At 70.4% G+C, this 20,865-nt stretch carries 25 protein-coding genes; 17 read left to right on the forward strand and 8 right to left on the reverse strand.

Annotation, left to right across the window (positions count from 1 at the left end):
* The first annotated feature begins 1 nt into the window (after window position 1).
* The 6 genes from ACG2DA_RS04210 to ACG2DA_RS04235 all read left to right on the forward strand — a co-directional run bounded on the left by ACG2DA_RS04210 (window position 2) and on the right by ACG2DA_RS04235 (window position 3,187).
* On the forward strand, window positions 2-220 hold the full coding sequence (locus tag ACG2DA_RS04210; protein WP_395254220.1) for a hypothetical protein: 219 nt from the start codon (window positions 2-4) through the stop codon (window positions 218-220).
* A gap of 142 nt (window positions 221-362) precedes the next feature.
* Complete coding sequence (locus tag ACG2DA_RS04215; RefSeq protein ID WP_395254221.1) at window positions 363-1,172, forward strand: hypothetical protein; 810 nt, start codon at window positions 363-365, stop codon at window positions 1,170-1,172.
* A gap of 4 nt (window positions 1,173-1,176) precedes the next feature.
* Complete coding sequence (locus ACG2DA_RS04220; protein ID WP_395254222.1) at window positions 1,177-1,935, forward strand: hypothetical protein; 759 nt, start codon at window positions 1,177-1,179, stop codon at window positions 1,933-1,935.
* A gap of 40 nt (window positions 1,936-1,975) precedes the next feature.
* The gene (locus ACG2DA_RS04225; protein ID WP_395254223.1) at window positions 1,976-2,683 is read left to right on the forward strand and encodes a Uma2 family endonuclease; all 708 of its coding nucleotides are present in this window, start codon (window positions 1,976-1,978) and stop codon (window positions 2,681-2,683) included.
* Window positions 2,684-2,694: 11 nt separating this feature from the next.
* Window positions 2,695-2,910 (forward strand): hypothetical protein, encoded by a 216-nt coding sequence (locus ACG2DA_RS04230; protein ID WP_395254224.1) that lies wholly within the window; start codon window positions 2,695-2,697, stop codon window positions 2,908-2,910.
* 4 nt (window positions 2,911-2,914) lie between these two features.
* A complete protein-coding gene (locus ACG2DA_RS04235) occupies window positions 2,915-3,187 on the forward strand; it encodes a hypothetical protein (RefSeq protein WP_395254225.1) in 273 nt (90 codons plus the stop codon).
* Window positions 3,188-3,250: 63 nt separating this feature from the next.
* Here ACG2DA_RS04235 and ACG2DA_RS04240 read toward each other — a convergent pair whose 3' ends face one another.
* Window positions 3,251-3,979 carry a methyltransferase domain-containing protein gene (locus ACG2DA_RS04240; protein ID WP_395254226.1) on the reverse strand — a complete coding sequence of 243 codons (729 nt, stop codon included), beginning with the start codon at window positions 3,977-3,979 and terminating at the stop codon, window positions 3,251-3,253.
* Window positions 3,980-4,069: 90 nt separating this feature from the next.
* On the opposite strand from ACG2DA_RS04240, the gene ACG2DA_RS04245 reads away from it, so the two are divergent.
* Together ACG2DA_RS04245 and ACG2DA_RS04250 are read left to right on the forward strand one after the other, a co-directional pair.
* Complete coding sequence (locus ACG2DA_RS04245) at window positions 4,070-4,597, forward strand: VOC family protein (RefSeq protein WP_395254227.1); 528 nt, start codon at window positions 4,070-4,072, stop codon at window positions 4,595-4,597.
* A gap of 204 nt (window positions 4,598-4,801) precedes the next feature.
* Window positions 4,802-5,044, forward strand: a complete 243-nt coding sequence (locus ACG2DA_RS04250; RefSeq protein ID WP_395254228.1) for a hypothetical protein — start codon at window positions 4,802-4,804, stop codon at window positions 5,042-5,044.
* Window positions 5,045-5,141: 97 nt separating this feature from the next.
* Here the strand turns inward: ACG2DA_RS04250 and ACG2DA_RS04255 are convergent, their stop codons facing one another.
* Window positions 5,142-7,103 carry a type IIA DNA topoisomerase subunit B gene (locus ACG2DA_RS04255; RefSeq protein WP_395254229.1) on the reverse strand — a complete coding sequence of 654 codons (1,962 nt, stop codon included), beginning with the start codon at window positions 7,101-7,103 and terminating at the stop codon, window positions 5,142-5,144.
* Between the two features lie 80 nt (window positions 7,104-7,183).
* On the opposite strand from ACG2DA_RS04255, the gene ACG2DA_RS04260 reads away from it, so the two are divergent.
* Together ACG2DA_RS04260 and ACG2DA_RS04265 are read left to right on the forward strand one after the other, a co-directional pair.
* Window positions 7,184-7,510, forward strand: a complete 327-nt coding sequence (locus ACG2DA_RS04260; protein WP_395254230.1) for a DUF433 domain-containing protein — start codon at window positions 7,184-7,186, stop codon at window positions 7,508-7,510.
* Window positions 7,507-7,878, forward strand: a complete 372-nt coding sequence (locus tag ACG2DA_RS04265; RefSeq protein WP_395254231.1) for a DUF5615 family PIN-like protein — start codon at window positions 7,507-7,509, stop codon at window positions 7,876-7,878. The genes ACG2DA_RS04260 and ACG2DA_RS04265 overlap by 4 nt, the downstream gene beginning before the upstream one ends.
* A 22-nt stretch (window positions 7,879-7,900) precedes the next feature.
* On the opposite strand, the gene ACG2DA_RS04270 is transcribed toward ACG2DA_RS04265, so the two are convergent.
* A complete protein-coding gene (locus tag ACG2DA_RS04270; protein WP_395254232.1) occupies window positions 7,901-10,447 on the reverse strand; it encodes a DNA topoisomerase (ATP-hydrolyzing) subunit A in 2,547 nt (848 codons plus the stop codon).
* A gap of 240 nt (window positions 10,448-10,687) precedes the next feature.
* Here ACG2DA_RS04270 and ACG2DA_RS04275 point away from each other — a divergent pair, with 240 nt between their 5' ends.
* From ACG2DA_RS04275 to ACG2DA_RS04300, 6 genes are all read left to right on the forward strand, one after another.
* Entirely contained in the window at window positions 10,688-11,005 is a 318-nt protein-coding gene (locus ACG2DA_RS04275) for a hypothetical protein (protein ID WP_395254233.1), read from the forward strand.
* A gap of 70 nt (window positions 11,006-11,075) precedes the next feature.
* The gene (locus tag ACG2DA_RS04280; protein ID WP_395254234.1) at window positions 11,076-11,411 is read left to right on the forward strand and encodes a hypothetical protein; all 336 of its coding nucleotides are present in this window, start codon (window positions 11,076-11,078) and stop codon (window positions 11,409-11,411) included.
* Window positions 11,408-11,860, forward strand: a complete 453-nt coding sequence (locus ACG2DA_RS04285) for a GNAT family N-acetyltransferase (RefSeq protein ID WP_395254235.1) — start codon at window positions 11,408-11,410, stop codon at window positions 11,858-11,860. The genes ACG2DA_RS04280 and ACG2DA_RS04285 overlap by 4 nt, the downstream gene beginning before the upstream one ends.
* A 72-nt stretch (window positions 11,861-11,932) precedes the next feature.
* Complete coding sequence (locus tag ACG2DA_RS04290) at window positions 11,933-12,262, forward strand: DMT family transporter (protein WP_395254236.1); 330 nt, start codon at window positions 11,933-11,935, stop codon at window positions 12,260-12,262.
* 79 nt (window positions 12,263-12,341) lie between these two features.
* Complete coding sequence (locus ACG2DA_RS04295; RefSeq protein WP_395254237.1) at window positions 12,342-12,611, forward strand: hypothetical protein; 270 nt, start codon at window positions 12,342-12,344, stop codon at window positions 12,609-12,611.
* Between the two features lie 127 nt (window positions 12,612-12,738).
* Window positions 12,739-13,803 carry an NAD(P)-dependent alcohol dehydrogenase gene (locus ACG2DA_RS04300; protein WP_395254238.1) on the forward strand — a complete coding sequence of 355 codons (1,065 nt, stop codon included), beginning with the start codon at window positions 12,739-12,741 and terminating at the stop codon, window positions 13,801-13,803.
* Between the two features lie 102 nt (window positions 13,804-13,905).
* Here ACG2DA_RS04300 and ACG2DA_RS04305 read toward each other — a convergent pair whose 3' ends face one another.
* The 4 genes from ACG2DA_RS04305 to ACG2DA_RS04320 all read right to left on the reverse strand — a co-directional run bounded on the left by ACG2DA_RS04305 (window position 13,906) and on the right by ACG2DA_RS04320 (window position 18,509).
* Window positions 13,906-14,943 (reverse strand): cation transporter, encoded by a 1,038-nt coding sequence (locus ACG2DA_RS04305; protein WP_395254239.1) that lies wholly within the window; start codon window positions 14,941-14,943, stop codon window positions 13,906-13,908.
* A complete protein-coding gene (locus ACG2DA_RS04310) occupies window positions 14,940-15,560 on the reverse strand; it encodes a transporter substrate-binding domain-containing protein (protein WP_395254240.1) in 621 nt (206 codons plus the stop codon). The genes ACG2DA_RS04305 and ACG2DA_RS04310 overlap by 4 nt, the downstream gene beginning before the upstream one ends.
* A gap of 84 nt (window positions 15,561-15,644) precedes the next feature.
* Window positions 15,645-16,862, reverse strand: a complete 1,218-nt coding sequence (locus tag ACG2DA_RS04315; protein WP_395254241.1) for a glycosyltransferase — start codon at window positions 16,860-16,862, stop codon at window positions 15,645-15,647.
* 324 nt (window positions 16,863-17,186) lie between these two features.
* Window positions 17,187-18,509 carry a PQQ-dependent sugar dehydrogenase gene (locus tag ACG2DA_RS04320; RefSeq protein ID WP_395254242.1) on the reverse strand — a complete coding sequence of 441 codons (1,323 nt, stop codon included), beginning with the start codon at window positions 18,507-18,509 and terminating at the stop codon, window positions 17,187-17,189.
* A gap of 126 nt (window positions 18,510-18,635) precedes the next feature.
* On the opposite strand from ACG2DA_RS04320, the gene ACG2DA_RS04325 reads away from it, so the two are divergent.
* The gene (locus ACG2DA_RS04325; RefSeq protein WP_395254244.1) at window positions 18,636-19,682 is read left to right on the forward strand and encodes a DUF1559 domain-containing protein; all 1,047 of its coding nucleotides are present in this window, start codon (window positions 18,636-18,638) and stop codon (window positions 19,680-19,682) included.
* A 118-nt stretch (window positions 19,683-19,800) separates the two neighbouring features.
* Here the strand turns inward: ACG2DA_RS04325 and ACG2DA_RS04330 are convergent, their stop codons facing one another.
* Window positions 19,801-20,265, reverse strand: a complete 465-nt coding sequence (locus ACG2DA_RS04330; RefSeq protein ID WP_395254243.1) for a jacalin-like lectin — start codon at window positions 20,263-20,265, stop codon at window positions 19,801-19,803.
* Between the last annotated feature and the right edge of the window lie 600 nt (window positions 20,266-20,865).

The following is a 20,865-nucleotide window of genomic DNA, read 5'->3' on the forward strand; positions in this document are numbered from 1 at the left end:
GGTGTATACGCTCGCCTGGCTGGTCGCCGTATACGCATCGGTGATCTTCGTCGCCCCGCTGGTCGCCGGGGCCGCGACGGCCGCGTACTGGAGGAAGTACCGCGACCGGGACGAGCGGCCGGACGACTACGCCGACACCGTCCTCGCCGGGTACGTGCTGACAGCCTTTCTCGTGACCTGCGTGGTCTTGGGAACGCTGGCGTTCATCTTCAATCCCTGAGAGGATCGGGGATGTCCCGGTGCGGCTTTGACGGCGCCCCGGCGGTAATGCGGCGGGGGGCGGGGGACGGACCGCCCGTGCGGTGGAAGGGTACGCCCCTTTGCCAGTAGCATATCCGGTCTCGCCCCGACCGGACCCCACAATGCCCCTGCCCGACGACGCCTTCTTCGAGGAGTGGAAAGCCGAGCTTTCCCCGGAGGAGCAGGAGGCGTTCGTTCTCGACGGAGCCATCGACGAGGAGGCGTGGAAGGACGCGCCGCTGAAGGTCCTGTTCATCACCGCCGAGCCGGACTTCGAGACGGACGACTCCGTCAAAGAGGCCGGCGACATGCGCAAGCTGCTCTCCGACGACGGCCCCCCGGGCGTCTTCGGCATGGGGCTGGGCCGCTGGGCGGCGATCCTGCTCGAAGGCCAGGTGCCCAAGAAGTTCGGCCGCGTCTCGGCCCGCAACATGACCGCCAACACGGCGATCATCAACCTGAAAAAGACCGGCGGCGGCCCGGAACTGGCCGACTCCCCGGCCCGCGGCGTGGTCAACTGGGCGCTGGCCCACCAGGAACGGCTCCTCGATCAGATCGAGATGCTCGCCCCGGAGGTGATCGTCCTCTGCGGCGACCGCGTGCTCGCCGCCTGGCCGGTGATGCTCTACGGCGACGCCACCGAACGCCCGATCATGCGGGGCGAGTACGCCTGGAACGACCCGGACGTGCTGCCCAGCGTCAAGGCGATCCTCGCCACCGTCAGCCCCGCCGCCCCGGGCATGAAGACGGAGCTGAAGAACGCCGAGATCGAACAGTTCGCCGCCTCCCCGGAGGTGCGGAACCTGCACGATAGCCCGCCGGAGCTCCCAAAGGAGACCGCCGAGGGCGACGACGGCGAGAAGGCGGACGGCGAAAAGGCGGACGGCGACGCCAAGCCCGACGCCGAGAAGACCGGCGGCGAGGAAGAGTGACGCCGTGACGGCTCCGGCCGCCGCGGACCTCGACCCGGTCCTGCCGGAGCCGCTGCGGACCGAGGCCGCCGCGTGGGCCGCCGTCGCGAACGCCCCCGTTCCCGCGGGGCCGGACAGTACGGACTTCAGCTTTCAGCCGGACCCGGCGTGGGAGGCGGCGGAGGAGGCGTTTCTCGACGCGTTCGACGCCGCGCACCCGGACCTCGAAGCCGACGGCCGCGGCGACGTCGTCCGGCTGCTGCCGGCCTTCGGCCCGTTCGCGCCGGGCGATGAGACGCACGCTCGGCTGTGCTGGCTGTGCGTGAACGCGGTTCGCATGGTCCGGCACTGCTGGGACGAGATCGCGGAGAACCCCGACGCCCGCGACCGTCTGTTCGCCCTCGCCGACGTGCTGCGGGGCGACTGGTTTCGGAAGGGCGAAGGCGCCGAGCCGGAGTGGGCCCCGCTGACGGAGGCCGCCGTCGCCCTGCGGGACGGGACGAAGGTGTCCGACTGCGATTCCTGCCGGGTGGAGCCGGTCGCCGCGGCGGTCGCCCACGCCGCCCGCTTCGCCCGGGACGGCGACCGGTCGGACGCCGCCGCCTGCCTGCGGAACGTGCAGTGGGCGGCCGACGAGGGCTGCTGGTGGCACGACCCGGCCGAGCCCGCCTCCGCCCCCGCGGAATGGGCCGTCTGGTTCGTCCTTCACGCCCTCCCGGCCGCGTGGCGCTGTGAGGAGCTGCCGCCCTGCGCCCCCGGCACGCCGGTCTGGCGGGGCGTGTAGAATCGTCCTGAGGAACCCCGCCCCCGACTGAGCGAACCCGATGCCGGCCCTCGCCGAACCGCCGGTCGCCGCCCCGCCCGCGACCGAGCCGCACGCCTTCACCGTCGCCGAGCTGGCCGAGCGATTCGGCACGCTGCCGGCCGATCGCGTGCGGACGAAACCCTCTCCCGGCACGGCGACGGCGACCGACGCGGAGTCGGCCCGGGCGGAGGGCGTGCTGTGCGAGTTGGTCGACGGAACCCTCGTGGAGAAAGCCGTGAGTGAAGTGACCGCCTTCATCGCCATGCGACTTGGCATGTTCTTGGGGAACTTCCTCGAGGAGCACGACCTCGGCTGGGTGATGGGGGCGGACGGGTTCGTCGACCTCTACGGCGGCTTGCTGCAACGGGCGCCGGACGTCTCCGTCGTCCTGGACGAACAGCGCCCGGACGGACTAGCGGCCCGTGGCTACTCGGAAGGCGCCCCGGCGTTGTGCGTGGAGGTGTTCAGCCCCTCCAACACCCGGCCGGAGATGGAACGGAAGCGGCGGGAGTACTTCGAGAACGGCTGCCGGCTCTGCTGGACGATCTACCCGGCGACCGACGGTCAGCCCGCGACCTGCGAAGTCCACACCCCCGAAACCGGCCCGGAGGAGGGCGCCGGCGCCGTGCTGACGGAGGCCGACGACCTCACCGGCGGCGCCGTGCTGCCGGGCTTCGCCGTCCCCTTCGTCAAGGCCCTGCGGCGGGGGCGTGAGGGGGAACGGTGACCACCCGGGCCATGCTCGTCGCCGCCGGGTTCGCAGGGGCTTTCTGTTGGCCGATGCTGGCGCTGGGCGGGCTGGTCTGGTGGTTCTGGCGCTCCGACCGACGCCCCGACGTTCCCCCGGTCGAACGAGGCCGCGTGCCCGGGGCGCTGGTCGTGCTCGTCCTCGCGGCGGGCGCTTTGTCGTTGCTCGGCGTCGGGGCGCTATTCACCAAGCTCGGTTGGATCTGACGCCGTGCTGACGCTCACCAGCACCGTGACCGGCGTCTGCTTCGCCCTGTTGGCCGCTGGGCTGGGACTGTCGCCGCGGGCGCGTTGGGGGGCGAAGTGGGCGGCGTTCGCGGCCCTGCTGACCGGCGGGCCGGCGCTGCTGGGGTGGGCGGTCGGGTTCGACCTGGACGACCCGGCGAAGCGGGCCGAGGTGCTGTTTCAGGCCGGGCTGTTCAACCTCGCCACGCTCGGCGGCGTCGCGGGGTTGGCGTGGCTCGATTGGCGTACGCGGCCGTAGGGTCCGCTGTGCGGACCGCCCCGGACGACGGCGGTTCCTCCAAGGCGGTCCGCGCAGCGGACCCTACGGGAGAAACTTCTCCGGCCCCATGACGAGGAACGACTTCGTCAGCCCGCTCAGACGTTCGCGGTGCAGGCGGCCGTCGGGGAAGAGCGTGCGGAGTTCGGACGCGGTGACCAGACGGGTCTCCTCCACCCAGCGGGTCGCGTCGGCGGCGTTCGTCGCCCGGTCGATCCAGCCGATCTGCGCCCGCTGAACCAGGCAGGACCGCAGCCGGGTCGGCAGGAACTGCCACAGGGGCACGCGGTAGTCTGGGTCGACGGGGAACCACAGGTTCGGCGTGCGGACCGCGTACCGCCGGGCGACGCGGCGGAGTTCCGCGGCGAACCGTTCCTGCCGTTCGTACAGGCCCAGATGGTCCAGGGCCCCCTGGCTGAAGGCGAGGTCGAACTCGCCCGTTCGCCAGCGGGACAGGTCGCACAGGTCGCCGGTCGCGTAATCGAACCGCGGGTCGCGGGCCTCCCGCGGCGGCTTCTTCAGGCCCGGGTCCAGCAGCGTGACCCGGCACTTCGCCGTCAACGCCGGCGGCAGGGCCTTCCAGAACGTGTCGAACCCGCCGGCGTCCAGCACGGCGACGGGGCGGTGCGGCGCCGCGGCGTGCAGGGCTTCGATCAGCGCCGCCACCGGGGCGAACCGGGCCACGCGGCGGTCCGTCGGCGCCGCGGGCTCCGTGGGAACGGAGGCGGCGGCGGGACCGGTCGGCGGAGGTTCGGGGGCGGCGAGGGCGGGCATGCGGACGTGCGAAGCGGGACGATTCCGGCCACGCTAGGGCGCCGGCGCCGCCGGCGCCGGCGTTTCTTCTCCCCCCGAGGCCCGTTCGTCATGCCCGCCGCCCCCCCGTCCGGCGCCACCGGTTCCCCGCAGCCCGCCGACGGCCTCCCGCCGGCCCGGAGCGGCCCCGACGGCGCCCGCCCGCGGGTGACGGCCTTCGACCACGCCACGCTGGTCGCCGGGGATCTGGACCGCACGCGGGCGTTCTACGGGGACCTGCTGGGGATGTCCGAGGTCCCGCGGCCGGCGTTTTCCTTCGGGGGGCTGTGGTTCGCCACCGCCCCCGGCGGCCCGCCGGCGCTGCACATCATCGAGAGCCACGGCCCCGGCACTCCCCGGCCGGACGCGGACGGCCCCGGCAGCGGCCCGCCGGGCATCAACGAGGACGGCCGCCCCAAGCAGACCCGCGGCCCGCACCTGGCGCTGCGGTGCGACGACCCGCGGGCCTTCGAACCGCTGCTGGACGCCGCCGGGGTGCGGTTCGTCCGCCGGGCGACCCGGCGGCCGGACGGGGCGACGCAGGTGTTCGTCTGCGACCCGGACGGCCACGTGATCGAACTGTGCTCCGCTCCGACGTGACCCCCCGCGGCGGCGCGTCGCGCCCGCATAACCCGACCGCTTCGCGCGCCAGGGCCGCCGGGAGGTGCGAGGAAGCGGCAGAACCGGCCCCCGGCGGGGCCGCGTCGGCCGTGCGGGGCGGCCGGTGTGGCGATCCCGGGCGGCCGTGTCGTATGTTTCGCGGCACGTTCCACGATTGTCCCCGTGGGTATTGGCCTCCGCCCCGTGTCCCCCCCGACCGCGATCCGCCCCCACTCCCTCCCCATGGCGAGCCCCACCACCGCCCGCCGGATGATCTTCCTGGCCTGGGCCCTGGCCGCGGTCGCCGCGCTGCTGGCGATCCTCGACCTCGCCCTGCCCCCCGCGGCGAAGGTGTTCGGCGGACAGACGGTGATGGACGTGCTGTTCCTGGTCTCCGCCGCGTTGGTCGGCTACCTCGGCTGGGACGCCTGGCGCGACATCCGCTGACGGAAGAAATTCCAAGAGACAAGAACCAAAACGGGTTCGCCCCGTCGTCCTTTGGTTCTTGTCTCTTGGAATTCGGCGCTTCCCGCACCAGCGGGCCTCACAGATCGAGGTCGTCCGCCAGACTCGCCCCCTCCATGATGAGGCGGTAGCGCTCGCCGGCGTCTTTGCCGAGCAACTGGGTGAAGGCGGCGTCGGCCTCGAACTGGCTTTCCACGTCCACCCGCAGCAGGGTGCGGGTGGCGGGGTCGAGGGTGGTCTCGCGGAGCTGTTCGCTGTCCATTTCGCCCAGCCCTTTAAAGCGCAAGACCTCCACCTTGCGGCCGGCGGGGATCTCGGCCAGCAACGCCTCCTTGGCGGCGTCGTCCATGGCGTACTCCGTGCGGTTCCCCACGCTGATGCGGTACAGCGGCGGTTGGGCGAGGAACAGCTTGCCGCTCTGCACCAGCCGGGGCATGTGACGGAAGAAGAACGTCAGCAGCAACGTCGAGATGTGGTAGCCGTCGCTGTCGGCGTCCATCAGCAGGATGACCCGGCCGTAGCGGAGGCGGCTCTCGTCGAAGTTCGGGCCGATGCCGGCGCCGAGGGCCTCGACCACGCTTTTGACCTCCGCGTTCTTGAGCACCTTGCCGGTAGACAGCCCCTCCGTATTGAGGATTTTTCCTCGCAGGGGCAGCACGGCCTGAGTGACGCCGTCGCGGCCCATCGCCGCGGTGCCGCCGGCGCTGTCGCCTTCGACCAGGAACAGTTCGTTGTTCTCGATCTCCTTGCCCCGGCAGTCGAGCAGCTTCTCCGGCAGGGCGCCGCGCTTCTTGCCGCCGGACTTGCCCCGCACGTCGGCGGCGGCGGCCCGGCTGGCCGCCCGGGCGCGGGCGGCCATCACCAGCCGGGCGAGGATCGCGTCGGCGACCGACGGGTTGCTGTTCATCCAGGTTTCGACCCCCGGCCGGACGACGCCCTCCACGAAGGCGGTCATCTCCGGGTTGTTCAATTTCTCCTTCGTCTGACCCTGGAACATCGGGTCGCCGTGGAAGGCGCTGAGCACGCAGGTGACGCCCTCGCGGATGTCCTCCGGGCCGATCGTCACCCCTTTGACGGTCTTCTCGTGAGTGGCCATATAATTGCGGACGGCCTTCAGCACGCCGGCCCGCAGGCCGCTCTCGTGGGTGCCGCCGGCGTGGGTGCGGATGCCGTTGACGTAGCTGCGGACCTGCTCGTCGGTCGCCTCGGTCCAGCGGAGGGCCAACTCGACTTTGATGCTGCCGTCGTCCTTTTCCGCGGTGAAGGGCTCCTCGTGGACGAACCGGCGCTTGCCCTCCTTGCAGAGCTTTTCGAGGTACGCCTTGATGCCGTCGGGCTGAACGAACTCGACCGTTTCCTTCTTCGCCTCGTCCGTGAACTTAATGTGCAGGCCGGCGTGGATGTAGGAGATGTCCTCCAGGTGGGTCTTGATGATCTCCGGGTTCATCCGCGTCTGTTTGAAGATCTGCGGGTCCGGGCGGAAGGCGATCTCCGTGCCGCTGCCGCGGAACTCGCGGGCCCGCTCCACCGGGCCGACGGGGATGCCGCGTTTGTAGTGCTGGACCCACTCATAGCCGTCGCGGTGAACGATCGCCGTCATGCGGCTGCTCAGGGCGTTGACCACGCTGCTGCCGACGCCGTGCAGGCCGCCGCTGCGGGCGTAGTTTTTGTCCGAGAACTTCCCGCCGGCGTGCAGGGTGGTGAGGATCACCTCCAGCGCGCTGCGTTTGTATTTGGGGTGGTCGTCCACGGGAATGCCGCGGCCCCAGTCGCGGACGCGGACGGCCTGGCCGTCCTTTTCGAGGACGACTTCAATTTTGTCGGTGTGGCCGGCGAGGAACTCGTCGACGCAGTTGTCGACGACTTCCCACAGCAAATGGTGCAGGCCGCGGTTGTCGACGCCGCCGATATACATGCTCGGCCGCCGCCGAACGGCTTCGAGCCCCTCCAGCACTTCAATATCCGCCGCCCCGTAAGAGGAGGGCGCGGCGGCCTTGGCGCTTTTGGTCAGGCGATTGGCAGGGGCGGCGGCGGCGGACATGGCGATGAGACGGGAAGAGAGATAGAATGGGGCGGGCTCACGCCGCCCGTAATCCGACGTTCGACTTGAGGAGTTTTCCGATGTCCGCCGCGACAGCCACGCCGGCGAGTCCGGCGAAGGAGACGGAGGAGCTTTTACAGCGGATCAGCGTGGACCCGAACGTCTGCTTCGGAAAGCCCTGCGTCCGGGGAACGCGGATGATGGTCTGGGTGGTTCTGGACCTGCTGGGCGCCGGCGAGACGATCGAGCAGATCGTTGAGGACTATCCTTACCTCTCCCGGGAGGACGTCCGTGCCTGTCTGCTGTACGCCTCGACTCTGCCGGCCCTCCGCACGGGTGACCCGGCGGCCTTGGACGCATTCGGCGAGGCGGTCGCGGCTGCGAAAGCGCGGCGGGCGGCGGCGTGAAGTTCGTCGTTGACGAGCAACTTCCTCCGCTGTTGGCGACGCGGCTGAACGACTGGGGGCACGACGCCCTGCACGTCTTCGACACCCCCGGCGGCCAAAGCAGCGCCGACTTCGATATCCGCACGTTCGCCGACGCCGCCGAGCGGGCGGTGATCTCGAAGGACGACGACTTTTTGAAGACGCACCGGGCGTTCGGGGCCCCAGCGGTCCTGCTGTACGTCACGACGGGCAACTTGCGGACGAACGCCCTGCTGACACTGTTTGAGACCCACCTGCCGGACCTCGTCACGGCGCTGGCGGCGGACAGCTTCGTGAACCTCGGTTTGGACGGGCCGACGGCGGGAACGCCGTCCGGCGAGGGGGAATAGCGGTTTCGGGAGGACGATCGGGTCACTTCGCCGCCCCCCAGTCCACCAGGTCCGGGCCGTCGTGCAGCACCTGTTTGAAGCCGGTGCGCTGGCTGGTTTTGACCCCCTTGCCGCCGCGGCCGGTGGGGGTGTATTTCATCTGGCCGAACGGCAGCTCTTTGTCGTTCACGTTTAAAACGTGCAGCACGTCGCTGGGGCGGCGGCAGAGCTGGGCGCCCAGCACGGCGTCGGACTTCTCCAGGTCGATGCCCTTCACCCCCTTGCCGGGGCCGGCGAGCACCGGGACGGTCTCCATTTTAAAGTGCAGCACGCGGGCCTTTTTGGTGGCGAGGAACACGCTCTCGGCGCCGTCGACCCGCTCCACGTGGACGACGCGGTCGTCGCCGGTCAGCCGCAGGAACTTGCGGCCGCCGCGGGTGCTGACGTCCCGGAAGCCGGACAGCCCCACCCGGGAGACCTGCCCCTGCTCCGTGGCGACGAACAGGTGCGGGGCCAGCGAGGGCGTGCCGTCCACTTCGAAATCGAGCGGGGTGAAGCGGGAATCGGTGCTGATCGCGGCGACGATCCGCACCCCGTCGTCCAGTTTGACGTGCTTGCTGAGCGGCTCCCCGTAACCGGTGCTGGCGGGGATCTGCTCCACGGGCAACGTATAGGCGGTGCCGTCCTCGGCGAAGAACACGATCGCGTCCAGCGTGCTGGCGCCCAGCACGCAGAGGGTTTCGTCCCCCTCGCGGGTGCGGAGGGCGTCGACGGCGTTGATCGTGCCCAGCCGTTTGATCCAGCCGTCGCGGGTCAGCACGACGTTGGTGTCCTCCTTGACGATGTAGGCGGTCGGGTCGAACTCCTCGACCTCCTCGCTGCCGCCCAGGCTGGTGCGGCGGCGGTCGGAGAACTCGTCGCCGATCTCCTTGAGTTCCGCCCGGATCAGCGCCCACAGGGCGGACTCGTCGCTCAGCAGCTTGACCAGCCGATCGGCCTCCGCCCGCTTCTCGGCCAGTTCGCCGAGAATCGTGTCGATCTCCAGCCGGGAGATCTTATAGAGCATCATTTCCAGGATCGCGTTCGTCTGGAGTTCGTCCAGCGGGAAGGCGTCCATCAGCTTTTCGCGGGCGTCCGCCTTGCCGTCCGACTCGCGGATCAGCCGGATCGCCTTGTCGATCCCGCTGAACAGGATTTCGAACCCTTCCAGCAGGTGAATGCGGCGGCGGAGCACCCGCAGGTCGTGCTTGAGCCGTCGGGTGACGGTTTGCAGACGGAAGTCGAGGAAGACCCGCAGCATCTGCTTGAGGTCCAGCCGCCGCGGCACCAGCGGGACGTCCTCCCCGCCGTCGAGCAGTTCGGTTTCGCTTTCCTCCCGCTCGTTGCTCTCGTCCTCCTCCGCCTCCGTCACGCCGAGGCCCCGCGGGGCCTCGGCGTGATCAGCGCTCTCCCCGGCGTCGAACACGTCCGGCACCAGCGCCGTGAGGTTCACCGCGAAGTTCTGCTCCAGGGCGGTGTGTTTGTAGAGGTAGGCCATCACGGCCTCGGCGTCCTGCTTGCTCTTGACCGTGACGACGATCCGCAGGCCGTGGGTGCGGTCGGTTTCGTCGTCCGCCTCCAGCATCTGGGGGATCTTGCGGCTTTCGGCGAGCGCCTTGAGGTCCGCGATCACCGCCCCGCTGGTCACGCCGTGGGGCAGGCTGTCGATCACCAGCCGGGCCGGCTGGGCCTTCTTGCGGCCCTTCTTCGGCTGGGAATCCTCCGGGTCGAAGTCCCAGACGGCCCGCACCTTGATGGAGCCGCGGCCCTCCTCGTAGGCGGTGCGGATGTCGGCCCGGTCGGAGACGATCCGCCCGCCCAGCGGGAAGTCCGGCCCCTTGATGCCCTTCTGCATCAGTTGGGCGACGGTGGCGTCGGGGTCGTCGATCAGGTGGCAGGCGCTGTTGACGACCTCCCGCAGGTTGTGCGGGGGGATGTTGGTCGCCATGCCGACCGCGATGCCCGTCGCCCCGTTGACCAGCAGGTGGGGGAACGCGGCGGGAAAGACGACCGGCTCGGTGCGTTCGGCGTCGTAGGTCGGCCGGGTGGGGACGGTGTTTTTGCCCAACTCCGCCATCAGGCTGGCGGCCGGGGCGGTGAGGCGGGCCTCGGTGTACCGGGCGGCGGCGGCGGGCAGGCCGAGGACGCTGCCGAAGTTCCCCTGGCCCTCCACCAGCGGGACCCGCATCGCGTGGTCTTGAGCCAGCCGCACGAGAGTGTCGTAGGCGGCGGTGTCGCCGTGCGGGTGGTACTTGCCGATGGTGTCGCCGACGATGCGGGCGCACTTCACCGTCTTGGTGCCGGGGGCGAGGTTCAGCTCCCGCCCCATCACGTACAGGATGCGGCGCTGGACCGGCTTGAGCCCGTCCCGGGCGTCCGGCAGCGCCCGGCTGCCGATGACCGACAGGGCGTAGTTCAGGTACCGCCGCCGGGTCTCCTCGGCGAGCGAGACGTACCGCACCTCCGGCCGCCCCTCGGGCCGCATGCTCTTCTTCCGGCGGCGGGTCTTCTTCTTCGCGGACCCGTTGGAACTGGGAGAGGACGCAGCCACGGCGGCGGGGGGCGGGGACGGAATAGGTGGACAGAAGGGCAGTGGATTGTACCCGATCCGCCCCAGTCTGCCTACGGGGATTGCGCGGAGTGGGCGGGCGGCGCGGGGGCGGGGCGTTCGCGGCGCGGTCTCGTCCCATGTCAGTACCGCTCGCTTCGACCTGTCCCACGGCGACTGTGTCTGTAAGGCCGGGGGAGCGTTACGATGTGCCGTGCTGCAGAAACTCCGAGTGAGCTTCCCGTGGAGATCTCGGCCGAACAGTTCAACTCGTACCCGCTCTGTGACGCGGTCCTCGATTCCATCACTTGGATCAACGATGGCCGCGACGTGTCTATCGGTTTACGGTTTGCCGCGGGGAGTGCGGTACTGTTCCGCTTCGAGTGGGTCGATCAACTTAGAATCGAGCTGACTCAAAACGAGCGACAGGCTAGCCAGCCGCTGAGCTGGGACTGTGCAGCGGAGAACATTGAGAACGGTCGGAAGCGGATCTCCCTCGATTTCAGCAGCCAAGGGAGCATGTCTTTCCGGTGCAATACGATTGCCCGCGAGGACACCTAATCGGTGCTCGACCCGAAACGCCACTTGGGCGTCATCATACGGCACCCTCAGGACCCACGAGCGACACGCCATGAGCAACCGAACTTGGGTCTGCTTTGACTGCCGCGAGGCCGTGCGGCGAGGGCTGTCGCTCGGGCGGGACGTCCGCTGCGCGTTTTGCGGGAAGCCCTGTCGGTGTCTAGGGTATAAGATCCCGACGCCCCGCAAGTCCGCGGCGAAGCAGTGGGTGGCCCTGCGGCGGAGCCTGAACAGGCAGAATCACGCCGTCGCCGAGGAGCGGTTCCGCCGGCGGGTGCGGCTCCGGCACGAGCTGGAGCAGAACCTTGTTCGGCTCGAAGCGAAGCCGCCGAACCCGGGCCGGGCGAGCGCCGTGCGACGCCTCCGCCGCCAGTTGGAGGACCGATGAACCACGACGCCTCGCCGCAGTTCCGGCAAATCGCCTTCGGCTCCGACGACTACCGCCAGGAGTACGACCTGCGGGACGAGGTGCTGCGGCGGCCGTTGGGGCATCGCCTCGCAGACGACGACCTCTCCGGCGAGGCGGAGCAGTGGCACCTCGGGCTGTTCGAGGCCGGGGAACTGCGGGCCTGCGTCGTCGCCGTGCCGTTGGCGGACGGCGGGGCGAAGCTCCGGCAGATGGCGGTGCGGCCGGAGGCGCACGGGCGAGGGCTCGGGCGCCGGCTGATGGAGGCGGTGGAGCGCGACCTCAAGGGGCGGGGCTTCGTGAACGTCACGCTGCACGCCCGGGCGACCGCGGTCGGGTTCTACGAAAAACTCGGCTACCGGCGGGTCGGCGACGAATTCATTGAAGTGACCCTCCCCCACTTCGTCATGCAGAAGCGCCTGACGACGTGAGCGCCGCTCGAAACCGGCTGCCGAACCCTCCGTCCGTCGGCCGCCCCCCGTCGTTCCCGCCGAGTCGCTCCCTTGAACTACCTCTTCCTGCTCGTCGCGATCGTCGCCGAGGTGATCGCGACCTCGGCCCTGAAGGCGTCGGAGGGGTTCTCCCGGCCCGGCCCCTCGGCCGTGGTCGTCGTGGGGTACGCCGCGGCCTTTTATTGCCTGTCGCTGACGCTGCGGACGATCCCCGTCGGCGTGGCGTACGCGATCTGGTCGGGCCTGGGCGTCACGCTGATCACCCTCGTCGGCTGGGTCGCGTTCGGGCAGAAACTCAACGCGGCCGCACTGATCGGGATGGGGCTGATCGTCGCGGGCGTCGTGGTGCTCAACCTCTCCCCGGCGGCGGGGCCGCACTGAGCGGCGAGTCCATTCGACCGACGCCGACCGGCCAGGCCGCGCCCGCACTCCGTCCGACGGAACCGTAACGAGGACCCCCGTGCCCGATCTCCTGATCCTCGCCGCCGGAGTGATCTCGGCGCTCGTCGCCGTCCTCGCGATCGCCGTGCGTCTTGAACGGACCGCCGGGGAGGACTGGCGGGAGCGCTGGCCGGCGATTTCCGACGCGGAGTTTCTCGCCAGATGCTCCCCCGGCGTGAACCCGCGGACGGCGCTGACCGTGCGGCGGATCGTGGCGGAGCAACGCGGCGTGCCGTACGAGCGCGTCCACCCGGAGCAACGCTTCGTCGAGGACCTGCACGCCGACTGACGGCCCCGCCCCGGCGCCCGTTGACGCGGCGTCCGTTGACGCGGCGCCCGTTGACGCGACGGGCGCGGCGCCGCACCCTGCGGGAGCCCTTTTCACGTCAGTCAGACCTTCAACCCCGGAGCGGGAGATGAGCGGACAGCGCACCATGAAGGCCGCGGTCTTCGTCGAACCCGGGCGGATCGTGCTGGAGGAGAAGCCCGTGCCGCAGGTCGGGCCGCTCGACGCCCTGCTGAAGGTGACGACGACGACCATCTGCGGCACCGACGTGCATATTTTGAAGGGCGAATATCCGGTCGCCCGCAACCTGACCGTCGGCCATGAACCGGTGGGCGTGATCGCGGAACTCGGGGCGGCGGTGCGGGGCTACGAGGTCGGCCAGCGGGTGATCGCCGGGGCGATCACGCCCTGCGGACAGTGCCATTCCTGCCTCGACGGGATTCGCTCCCAGTGCGGCGGCAAGCCGATGGGCGGCTGGCGGCTCGGCAACACCATCGACGGCTGTCAGGCGGAATACGTTTTAATTCCGGACGCCGCCGCCAACCTCGCCCCGATCCCCGACCACCTCAGCGACGAACAGGTGCTGATGTGCCCGGACATCATGAGCACCGGCTTCGGCGGGGCCGAAAGCGGCCGCATCCGCATCGGCGACTCCGTCGCAATCTTCGCCCAGGGGCCGATCGGCCTGTGCGCGACCGTGGGTGCCCGGCTGTCGGGGGCGACCCGCATCTTCGCCGTGGACGGTCTGCCGGAGCGGCTCGCCACGGCTCGCCAACTCGGCGCCGACGTGGTGATTAATTATCAGGACGAGGACCCGGTCGAGGCGATTCTGGAGGCCACCGACGGCCGCGGCGTGGACGTGGCCGTCGAGGCGCTCGGCACGCAGCAGACCTTCGAAAGCTGCCTCCGCGTGCTGCGGCCGGGCGGGACGCTGTCCAGTCTGGGCGTGTACTCCGGCAAGCTCACGCTGCCGCTGGACGCCTTCGCGGCGGGGCTCGGCGACCACACCGTCGTCACGACGCTGTGCCCCGGCGGCAAAGAGCGGATGCGCCGCCTGATGAACGTCCTCGCCTCCGCCCGGGCGGACCTGCAACCGCTGGTCACCCACCGGTTCCCGCTGGACCGCATCGAAGAGGCCTACGATCTGTTCGCCAACCAGCGCGACGGCGTGCTGAAAGTCGCCGTCACGCCGTAAATGATCCGGCCCCGACCGTCGGACGCCGGTCGACCATGAACAGGAGCGGCCATGAGCAGCGTCGGCCAGCAGGGGCGCCCATGAGCGGCCCGCGCGGACGGCTCATTCGCCCTGCTCCGAGCGCTGGTCGACGGCGGTTTTGAGTTGCCGGACCGGGCGGACGTCGAGGTCGTACAGCCGCCAGTGACAGTCCTCCGCGAGGCGCTCCGCCTCGCGGAGGCGGCTCATCAATTCGTCCGCGGTCGTGACGGCGCCGGCTTTGGGGGCGACGAAGATCGTACCGGTGACGGCCCGGCCCTGCTCGCGGAGGCGAAACTCCACGTCCTCCACCCAGTCCAGTTGCAGTAACCGCGCGCGGAGTTCGCTGGGCAGCGGGTCGGGGGAGCGATCGCCCACGCCGGTGGGGACGTGGTCCATCAGGTCCGCGACCACCTGCACCGTGCCGCGGACGCCGTCCCGGGTCACGTCCAGCCCGATCAACCCCGCGGCGACCGCGTCCGCCCACCACCAGCCGAGGCCGACCCCCAGCACCCCGAAGGCCCCCGCCAGGCCGGTCATCCAGTCGGCCTTGTTCATCTTCGCGTCGCAGGCCAGCACGTCGTCGTGCAGGTCGTCGGCGAGTTTTAATTTCATCCGGCCCAGAATCACCGGCGGGATCACGCTGTAGGTCAGTGCCAGGATCATGATCCATCCGGCCCAGATCGGTTCGTCGAACAGCGCGCCGCCCAGCGGGAAGATCGCCCCGACGGTGGGGCGGTCGCCCAGCGTCAGGGTCAGGATCGCGTCGATCACCAGGTATCCCCCGAGCATCAACAGCGCCACGGAGGCCCCCAGGTAGGCGATCTGCATCGACCGCAGATACCCGAACGGAAAGCGGTCGTTGGGGCTGCGGAACTCGAACCGGGAGGCCCACAAAAACGCGATCGGCGGGACCAGCGAGAGCAGGTCCTCGATCCACGCCGCCCGCATCGCGGCGCTGGAGCCCATCGCCCAGTAGATCACGGCGATAATCGAAGTCATCCAGCCCAGCGTCCACCACTCCAGGCGGCGGGCGCGGGCGAGGGCCGGGCGGCGGTCCTCCGGCAACCCGTACGGGTGCCGGGGCCGCATCGCGGCGGGGGCGGGGGCGGGGTCGCTCATCGCGGCGCCTCGCTCCCGGGGGCGGACGGCTCGGGCGGGGCGGCGGGTTCCAGCGGCCCGGGCCCGGCCTCGGCGAGCAACCGCTCCCGCCAGCGGTCGCCCCGTTCGGCCGCGGCCCGGGCGAGGCGCTTGTCCAGGGCGACCAGCCAACCGTTCTCCCCCGGCGGCACCGCCATCACGTGATTGCGGGGATGCTCCGAATCCGGCCGCGGCGGTTCGGTGAAATACGCGTGACTGAGCCCCACCCGGCCGGCCCAGGGGGTGTCGTCGGTCAGCCCGCCGGCGACCAGGTCGAGCTGCCGGCGCTCCAACTGCCGCAGGGCTTCGTCGGCGGGGCCCCAGAACCAGACGACCCGGGCGTCGTGGGCGGCGGCGAACTCCTCGATCAGTTCCACCTCGATCCCCCCCGGTTCGCCCCCCTCGCCGCGGACGACCCACGGGGCGTCCTCCGTCAGCCCGGCCCGCAGCACGTTCCCGCGGACCGTCTCCATGGTGCCCCCCGGGTCGCGGGGCAGATCGCAGCCGATCAGCGCCACGACCGCCGCCGCCCCGCCGAGGAGCCCGGCGCACAGGCCCCCCCGCCGGCGGCGGAGAGCGGCGGGGGCGGGAGTCGGCATGCCCCCAGCATGGCGCCGGCCCCCGGCGGACGGACCGGGGCGGGAACGATCGCCCCGACCCGGGGAACCCCCGGGCGTCGCCCGTCAGGCAGGGCGTCCGTCCGGCGGGGCGGGAACCGGGCCGGGCGGCAAGTCGTGGGTGACGAGGTAGAGCGTCGGCGGCGTCGCCTCGGCGGTCTCGATCAGGCGTTCCAGCCGTCCGGCGAACGCGGCGGGGGCGAGGTGGGCGTCATAGTACGCCGCCGCCGCCCGGCCCATCGCTCGCCGCTGGTCGACCGGCATCGCCAGCGCCTCGCGGAGGCGTTCGGTCAACTGCTCCGGCGTATTGAACAGCAGGGCTTCGCGGTCCGTCAGCGCCGGCCGCATCAGGTGGCCGTAGTTCGTGATCGGCACGGTCCCGACCGCCAGCGCCTCGGTCAGGTTGTGCGAAAACGGGATGCGGTAGCCCGGCGGGGCGAGGAAGAAGTCGGCCTCCGCCAGCGAGGCCAGCCACTCGTCCGCCCCGATCTTCCACCCGTCCGGGCGGACGAACCGGTCCCGCGTCGTCCCCCCCTGCCGCCGCAGCGCCGCGTGCAGGGCGCTGCGGGCGTTGCCGGACTCCGCGGGGGGCAGCGGGGAGGGGGCGTGCGGGCGGCCCTCCAGCGCGGCCAGCAGCGCCGCCCGGGGGACGAGGTGAAAGGTCTCCCGGATCGGGCCGCTGCCGTAGACGCCCGGGTCGGCGGCGCCGGCGAACAGCGCGCCGACGGTGCGGTCCCGGGCCCGCAGGGCGGCGAGGTCGTCCAACGGCCGGGATTGGGGTGCAGGCCGGTAGTGATCCGGGTGCAGGGGGAAGGGGAGAACCAACGCCCCCGCGGGGGCCGCGGCCCAGTCGTAGCGGAGGCGAATCACGGCCCGGAACGGGCGGTCCGGCACGTCGGCGGCGGGGTCCTCGGTGATCCAGAGGATCCGGGCCGGATCGCCGTCCGGCACGCCGGCCGGGCGGCCGCGGCGGGTCGTCTCGACCGTCAATCCGGGGAGGGCCAACAGCTCCCGGCCGTACTTGTCCCCCCGGCCGAACCGCTCCGACCGCACCCGCAGATGCACCCGGTAGCCGCCCTCGAACAGCAGCCGGCCCAGCGAATACGGGTAGCGGTCCAGCGGCCGCTCGCGGAGGTCCAGCACGACGGTTCCCCCCGCCCCCGGCCCCGGCGGCGGATCGCCGGCGACGGGGCGGTGCCCGGCCGCCAACGCGTCCCCCCGCCGGGCCAGTTGCCAGCGCCGGGCCGGAGCGAGGAGGCGTCGCGCGAGCCGGCCGGGGGACATGCGGGAACGGCGGGCGGGACGAACGCGGGAGCGGCGGACGCGGCGACTGTGCCCCCTCCCGCGGGGCGGTTCAAGCCCCCGCCCCGGCGAACGACCCGCCGGAGTCGATTGAAGAAACAAGAAAAATAAACCGTCCCCCCTCGCCCCCTTTTGGGGAGAGGGGTCGGGGGTGAGGGGGCAGCGACGCCCGCTGTCCGTTCGCCGTCCGCCGACTCTCCGTCAGGCGCCTCACTGCAGAGAGCGGAGACGGGCGAACCGTTCGCCACCCTCACCCCCGGCCCCTCTCCCTCAAGGGAGAGGGGGGAGGCGTCGCATCGACACGGCTTACATCGACGGCGGGGTGATCCGGTACACCCGGCCGTTGCCCTCCTCGGTGAACAGCAGCGCCCCGTCCGCGGCAAAGTGCACGCTGACCGGGCGGCCGCAGGTCAGCGGCACGGACGGGTCGAGCAGGAAGCCGGTGACGAAGTCCTCGTAGACGCCGGTCGGGCGGCCGTTTTCGAAGGGCACGAACACGATTTTATAGCCGGTGCCCTCGTCCCGGTTCCACGAGCCGCGGAAGGCGCTGAAGGCCCCGCCGCGGTAGCGTTCCGGCCATTTGTCGCTGTCGCAGAAGGCCAGCCCCAGCGCCGCGGAGTGCGACCGATACAGCACGTCCGGGGTGACGGTTTGGGCGACCAGGTCCGGCCGCTCGCTTTGCCCGTTTTCGGTGCGGCGGGGGTCGACGTTCTCCGGCGTCAGGTAGGCGTAGGGCCAGCCGTAGAAGGCCCCCTCTTTCACCAGCGTGAGGTAGTCCGGCACGAGGTCGTCGCCGATTTTATCCCGCTCGTTGACGTTCACGTAGACCGCGCCGGTCTCCGGGTGAAAGTCCAGCCCGACCGGGTTCCGCAGGCCGGAGGCGTAGACGCTGCGGTGCGTGCCGTCGAGGTTCATCCGCAGCACGGCGGCCCGCGGCGGGGCCTCTTTGTCGACGTTCGATTCGCTGCCGACGGTGGCGAAGAGATGCTTGCCGTCCGGGGCGACCCGCACGTTCCGCGTCCAGTGTTGGTTATAACCCTGCCCCGGCAATTCCGTGATCGGCACGGGCACCGCGGTGATTTTCGTCTGCCCCTTTTCGTAGGGATACCGCAGCACGGCGTCGGTGTTGCCGAGATAAAAATGCCACTGCCCGTCGACCTGCGCGAAATCCATGCCGAAGGGCAGGTTGGCGCCGTTCGACTCGTCGAGGAACAGGCTGCGTTCGTCGGAGACGCCGTCGTCGTTCGTATCGCGGAGCAGGTGAATCTTGTTCGTGCGGCCGCAGGAGACCAGCACGTCCCCCTCCGGCGTGAGCGCCAGCCAGCGGGCCTTCTCGATCCCCTCGGCGAACAGGTTCGCCTGGAACCCCTCGGGGACGTGCAGGTGGAAGTCGTCCGGCGGGACGACGACCTTCGGGTTGTTGCTGACGCTCTCGGAGGCGAACGGCTCCGGCAGGTCCTCGACGGTGATGCGGATCGGCTCCGCCTCGAACGGCTCGACGGGCACCCGCGACTCGGCGGGGACGTCCGCGGCCGGGGCGGCGCCGGCCGTGCCGAACCCGGCGGCGGCGGCAAGCAGGGCCGCCCCGAGGAGCGGGCGGTGGACGGCACGGGGGCGGGAGCGAAGCATGACGGCGAACCTGTCTGACAGGACGGATGGAATTCAGATGTTCCCAACGGCGACGACGCCCCCATGGTAGACCGGCCGCCCGCCGCCCCTCACCCCCGCCGCCCCGGCGCCGCCCCGCGTGATCGGGTGGGGTTTGCTCCCGGGCGGGGACGATCGGCACGGGACCGGGCGGCACGGGACCGGGCGGGATTCACGTTGATCGAACTGCTGGTCGTGATCGCGGTGATCGCGATTCTGGTCAGCCTGTTATTGCCCGCCGTGCAGCAGGCCCGGGCGGCGGCCCGGCGGACGCAGTGCGCCAACAACCTCAAACAGCTCGGGTTGGCGCTGCATAATTTGGAGGGGGTCGAAGGCGCGTTCCCCGCCGGCCGGGGGGCGCCGCTGCCGGTGATCTTCTCGCCCCAGGCTCATCTGCTGCCCTACTTGGAGGGCAGCACGATTCATCGCAGCATCAATTACGACGCCGCCCCGGTGACGTTCGGCATCGGCGGCGGGGTGACGTTCAGCGGGGCCGAGAACGCCCCCGCGGCGGGGGCCGTGGTGCCGACCTTCCTCTGCCCCGCCGACGGCCTCGGCCGCGTGCCCGGGTTCGAGACCGAGCCCGACCGCTTCGGCGCCACGAATTACGCCGGCAACGCCGGCAGCGGGTTGAAAGACTACGGCTCGTTGAACGACGCCGACGGCGTGTTCTACACCGCCTCGGCGGTCCGCTTCGCCGATTTACGAGACGGCGTGACGAACACCGTCGCCTTCAGCGAACGCCCCCTCGGCCCCGGCGGCACGGTCGATCTGGACCCGGCGACGGCGGCCGCCGACCCGGCCGCGACGGCCGGTTTAATTCGAGAAATCCCCGGCGGCGACGACCCCATCGACGCCGCCTGCCTCGCCGACGCCGCCGGCGGCTGGTTCACGGAGCGGGGCGGCAAATGGATCCTCGGCAACTACGGCAACACGCTCTACGACCACGCCCTCCCGCCCAACGCCGCGGCGTGGGACTGCATGAACCAACGCCAACAAAAAGCCCGCCTGACCGCCCGCAGCTTTCATAGCGGCGGTGTGCAGGTCGCCCTCTGCGACGGCGCCGTGCGCTTCGTCGCCGACGGCATCGACCTCGCCACCTGGCAAGCCGCCGCCACCCGGGCCGGCGGGGAAGTGTTGAGCGCGGGGTGGTGAGGCGGATAGTTTTGTCCGCTCACCTAGCCCGTTCGCTTCCGCAGAGTGAGTGCTCGATTCCCGACGGAAGGTGCTGTCGAATTTTCAGCAGCACCACACTTCGACCAGTCGTCGGGATCTAACGATGAATTATCCCAAGCGCGTCAATGAGGCTTCCGGATCGCCCCCAGAAACCATCGAATTTTTGTCCCTGCGGAACACTGAAGGAGTAGGTGGACCGCCCCCCTCCACCTCCAAAAGTGTATGTCTTGCCGGCCGAAGTTTGAATATTCAGCTTGTCGATCAAGTCGCCACACCTACCCCAGATTCTGACAATCGACTCTCCTCTCGCAAGCGAGAACGAACTGGGATCGCCGCCAGAACCTCCGTGGCGGTCGAGCGTTCTGATCGAACCATCGCCTCGGATGAGAACGAGTTGAATGGAGTCGACAACTGACCCCGACCAGATGCGAATTTCAGCAATTCGATCACCAGACGCGATGCTGTCATCGAAGAACGGCCTGCCCCCATCTCCGCCGGCGGGACCTTGATATTGACGTCCTCCTTCGGGAGAGTCCACCGTCGAGTCAGATTCTTCAGACATTCGATGACCTTTCGAACGAAGGTGGTACAGAAGTGCTGTTGACATCACCGTATCGGGGCCGCCGCAGAATGGCAAGTTTCCTCTTGGCGTAAATTGATGCCGGCTAGGTGGCTGGGGCAGAGGGGGCGAGGTTTAAGCTGGCCGAGCCGATGCTTGAGAGCCAGTTACCTTGGACCGCATCGATACGCCGGGTGCCTAGGGCACCGGATGCCCCAGAACCCGTGACGCCCGCGCTGTTCTCCCCCGACTTCGCACGCAATCCGTTCTGGGGCATCCGCTTCGCTCCTGCCCCAGCCACCCGGGCGGTTGAGAAGCATCGAGCGTCCCGGACGCTGCAAGCGTCCGGGACGCGGCGGGTGCGCCCGCGGTGCCGGGGGAGGGACTTTCGAGTCCCGCGTTTCGCAGCGGGCGGGGTCGCGTCTTGACGGGACGCTCGGGGGCGAGTGGGCTGGGGGCGCGGTCGCCGTGCGTGGCACGGCGAATTCGCCCCGGACTCCCTCCCGCTCGCCCGAAGAAGGAACGAACATGAACGAGACGACCCGGCGCCATGCGATGAAACTGGCCGCCGCCGGCGGCGTGACGGCGGTCGCCGGGGCGGCC

It is taken from the genome of Alienimonas sp. DA493 (genome assembly GCF_043951915.1).
Taxonomy (GTDB): domain Bacteria; phylum Planctomycetota; class Planctomycetia; order Planctomycetales; family Planctomycetaceae; genus Alienimonas.

Excerpts from the sequence above, each read along its gene's own strand:
- ACG2DA_RS04280 (WP_395254234.1), top strand. The coding sequence starts at position 11,076 with ATGAGCAACCGAACTTGGGTCTGCTTTGACTGCCGCGAGGCCGTGCGG.
- ACG2DA_RS04240 (WP_395254226.1), bottom strand. The coding sequence starts at position 3,979 with ATGCCCGCCCTCGCCGCCCCCGAACCTCCGCCGACCGGTCCCGCCGCC.
- ACG2DA_RS04225 (WP_395254223.1), top strand. The coding sequence starts at position 1,976 with ATGCCGGCCCTCGCCGAACCGCCGGTCGCCGCCCCGCCCGCGACCGAG.
- ACG2DA_RS04215 (WP_395254221.1), top strand. The coding sequence starts at position 363 with ATGCCCCTGCCCGACGACGCCTTCTTCGAGGAGTGGAAAGCCGAGCTT.
- ACG2DA_RS04315 (WP_395254241.1), bottom strand. The coding sequence starts at position 16,862 with ATGTCCCCCGGCCGGCTCGCGCGACGCCTCCTCGCTCCGGCCCGGCGC.
- ACG2DA_RS04255 (WP_395254229.1), bottom strand. The coding sequence starts at position 7,103 with ATGTCCGCCGCCGCCGCCCCTGCCAATCGCCTGACCAAAAGCGCCAAG.
- ACG2DA_RS04300 (WP_395254238.1), top strand. The coding sequence starts at position 12,739 with ATGAGCGGACAGCGCACCATGAAGGCCGCGGTCTTCGTCGAACCCGGG.
- ACG2DA_RS04310 (WP_395254240.1), bottom strand. The coding sequence starts at position 15,560 with ATGCCGACTCCCGCCCCCGCCGCTCTCCGCCGCCGGCGGGGGGGCCTG.
- ACG2DA_RS04245 (WP_395254227.1), top strand. The coding sequence starts at position 4,070 with ATGCCCGCCGCCCCCCCGTCCGGCGCCACCGGTTCCCCGCAGCCCGCC.
- ACG2DA_RS04285 (WP_395254235.1), top strand. The coding sequence starts at position 11,408 with ATGAACCACGACGCCTCGCCGCAGTTCCGGCAAATCGCCTTCGGCTCC.
- ACG2DA_RS04260 (WP_395254230.1), top strand. The coding sequence starts at position 7,184 with ATGTCCGCCGCGACAGCCACGCCGGCGAGTCCGGCGAAGGAGACGGAG.
- ACG2DA_RS04230 (WP_395254224.1), top strand. The coding sequence starts at position 2,695 with ATGCTCGTCGCCGCCGGGTTCGCAGGGGCTTTCTGTTGGCCGATGCTG.
- ACG2DA_RS04305 (WP_395254239.1), bottom strand. The coding sequence starts at position 14,943 with ATGAGCGACCCCGCCCCCGCCCCCGCCGCGATGCGGCCCCGGCACCCG.
- ACG2DA_RS04320 (WP_395254242.1), bottom strand. The coding sequence starts at position 18,509 with ATGCTTCGCTCCCGCCCCCGTGCCGTCCACCGCCCGCTCCTCGGGGCG.
- ACG2DA_RS04330 (WP_395254243.1), bottom strand. The coding sequence starts at position 20,265 with ATGTCTGAAGAATCTGACTCGACGGTGGACTCTCCCGAAGGAGGACGT.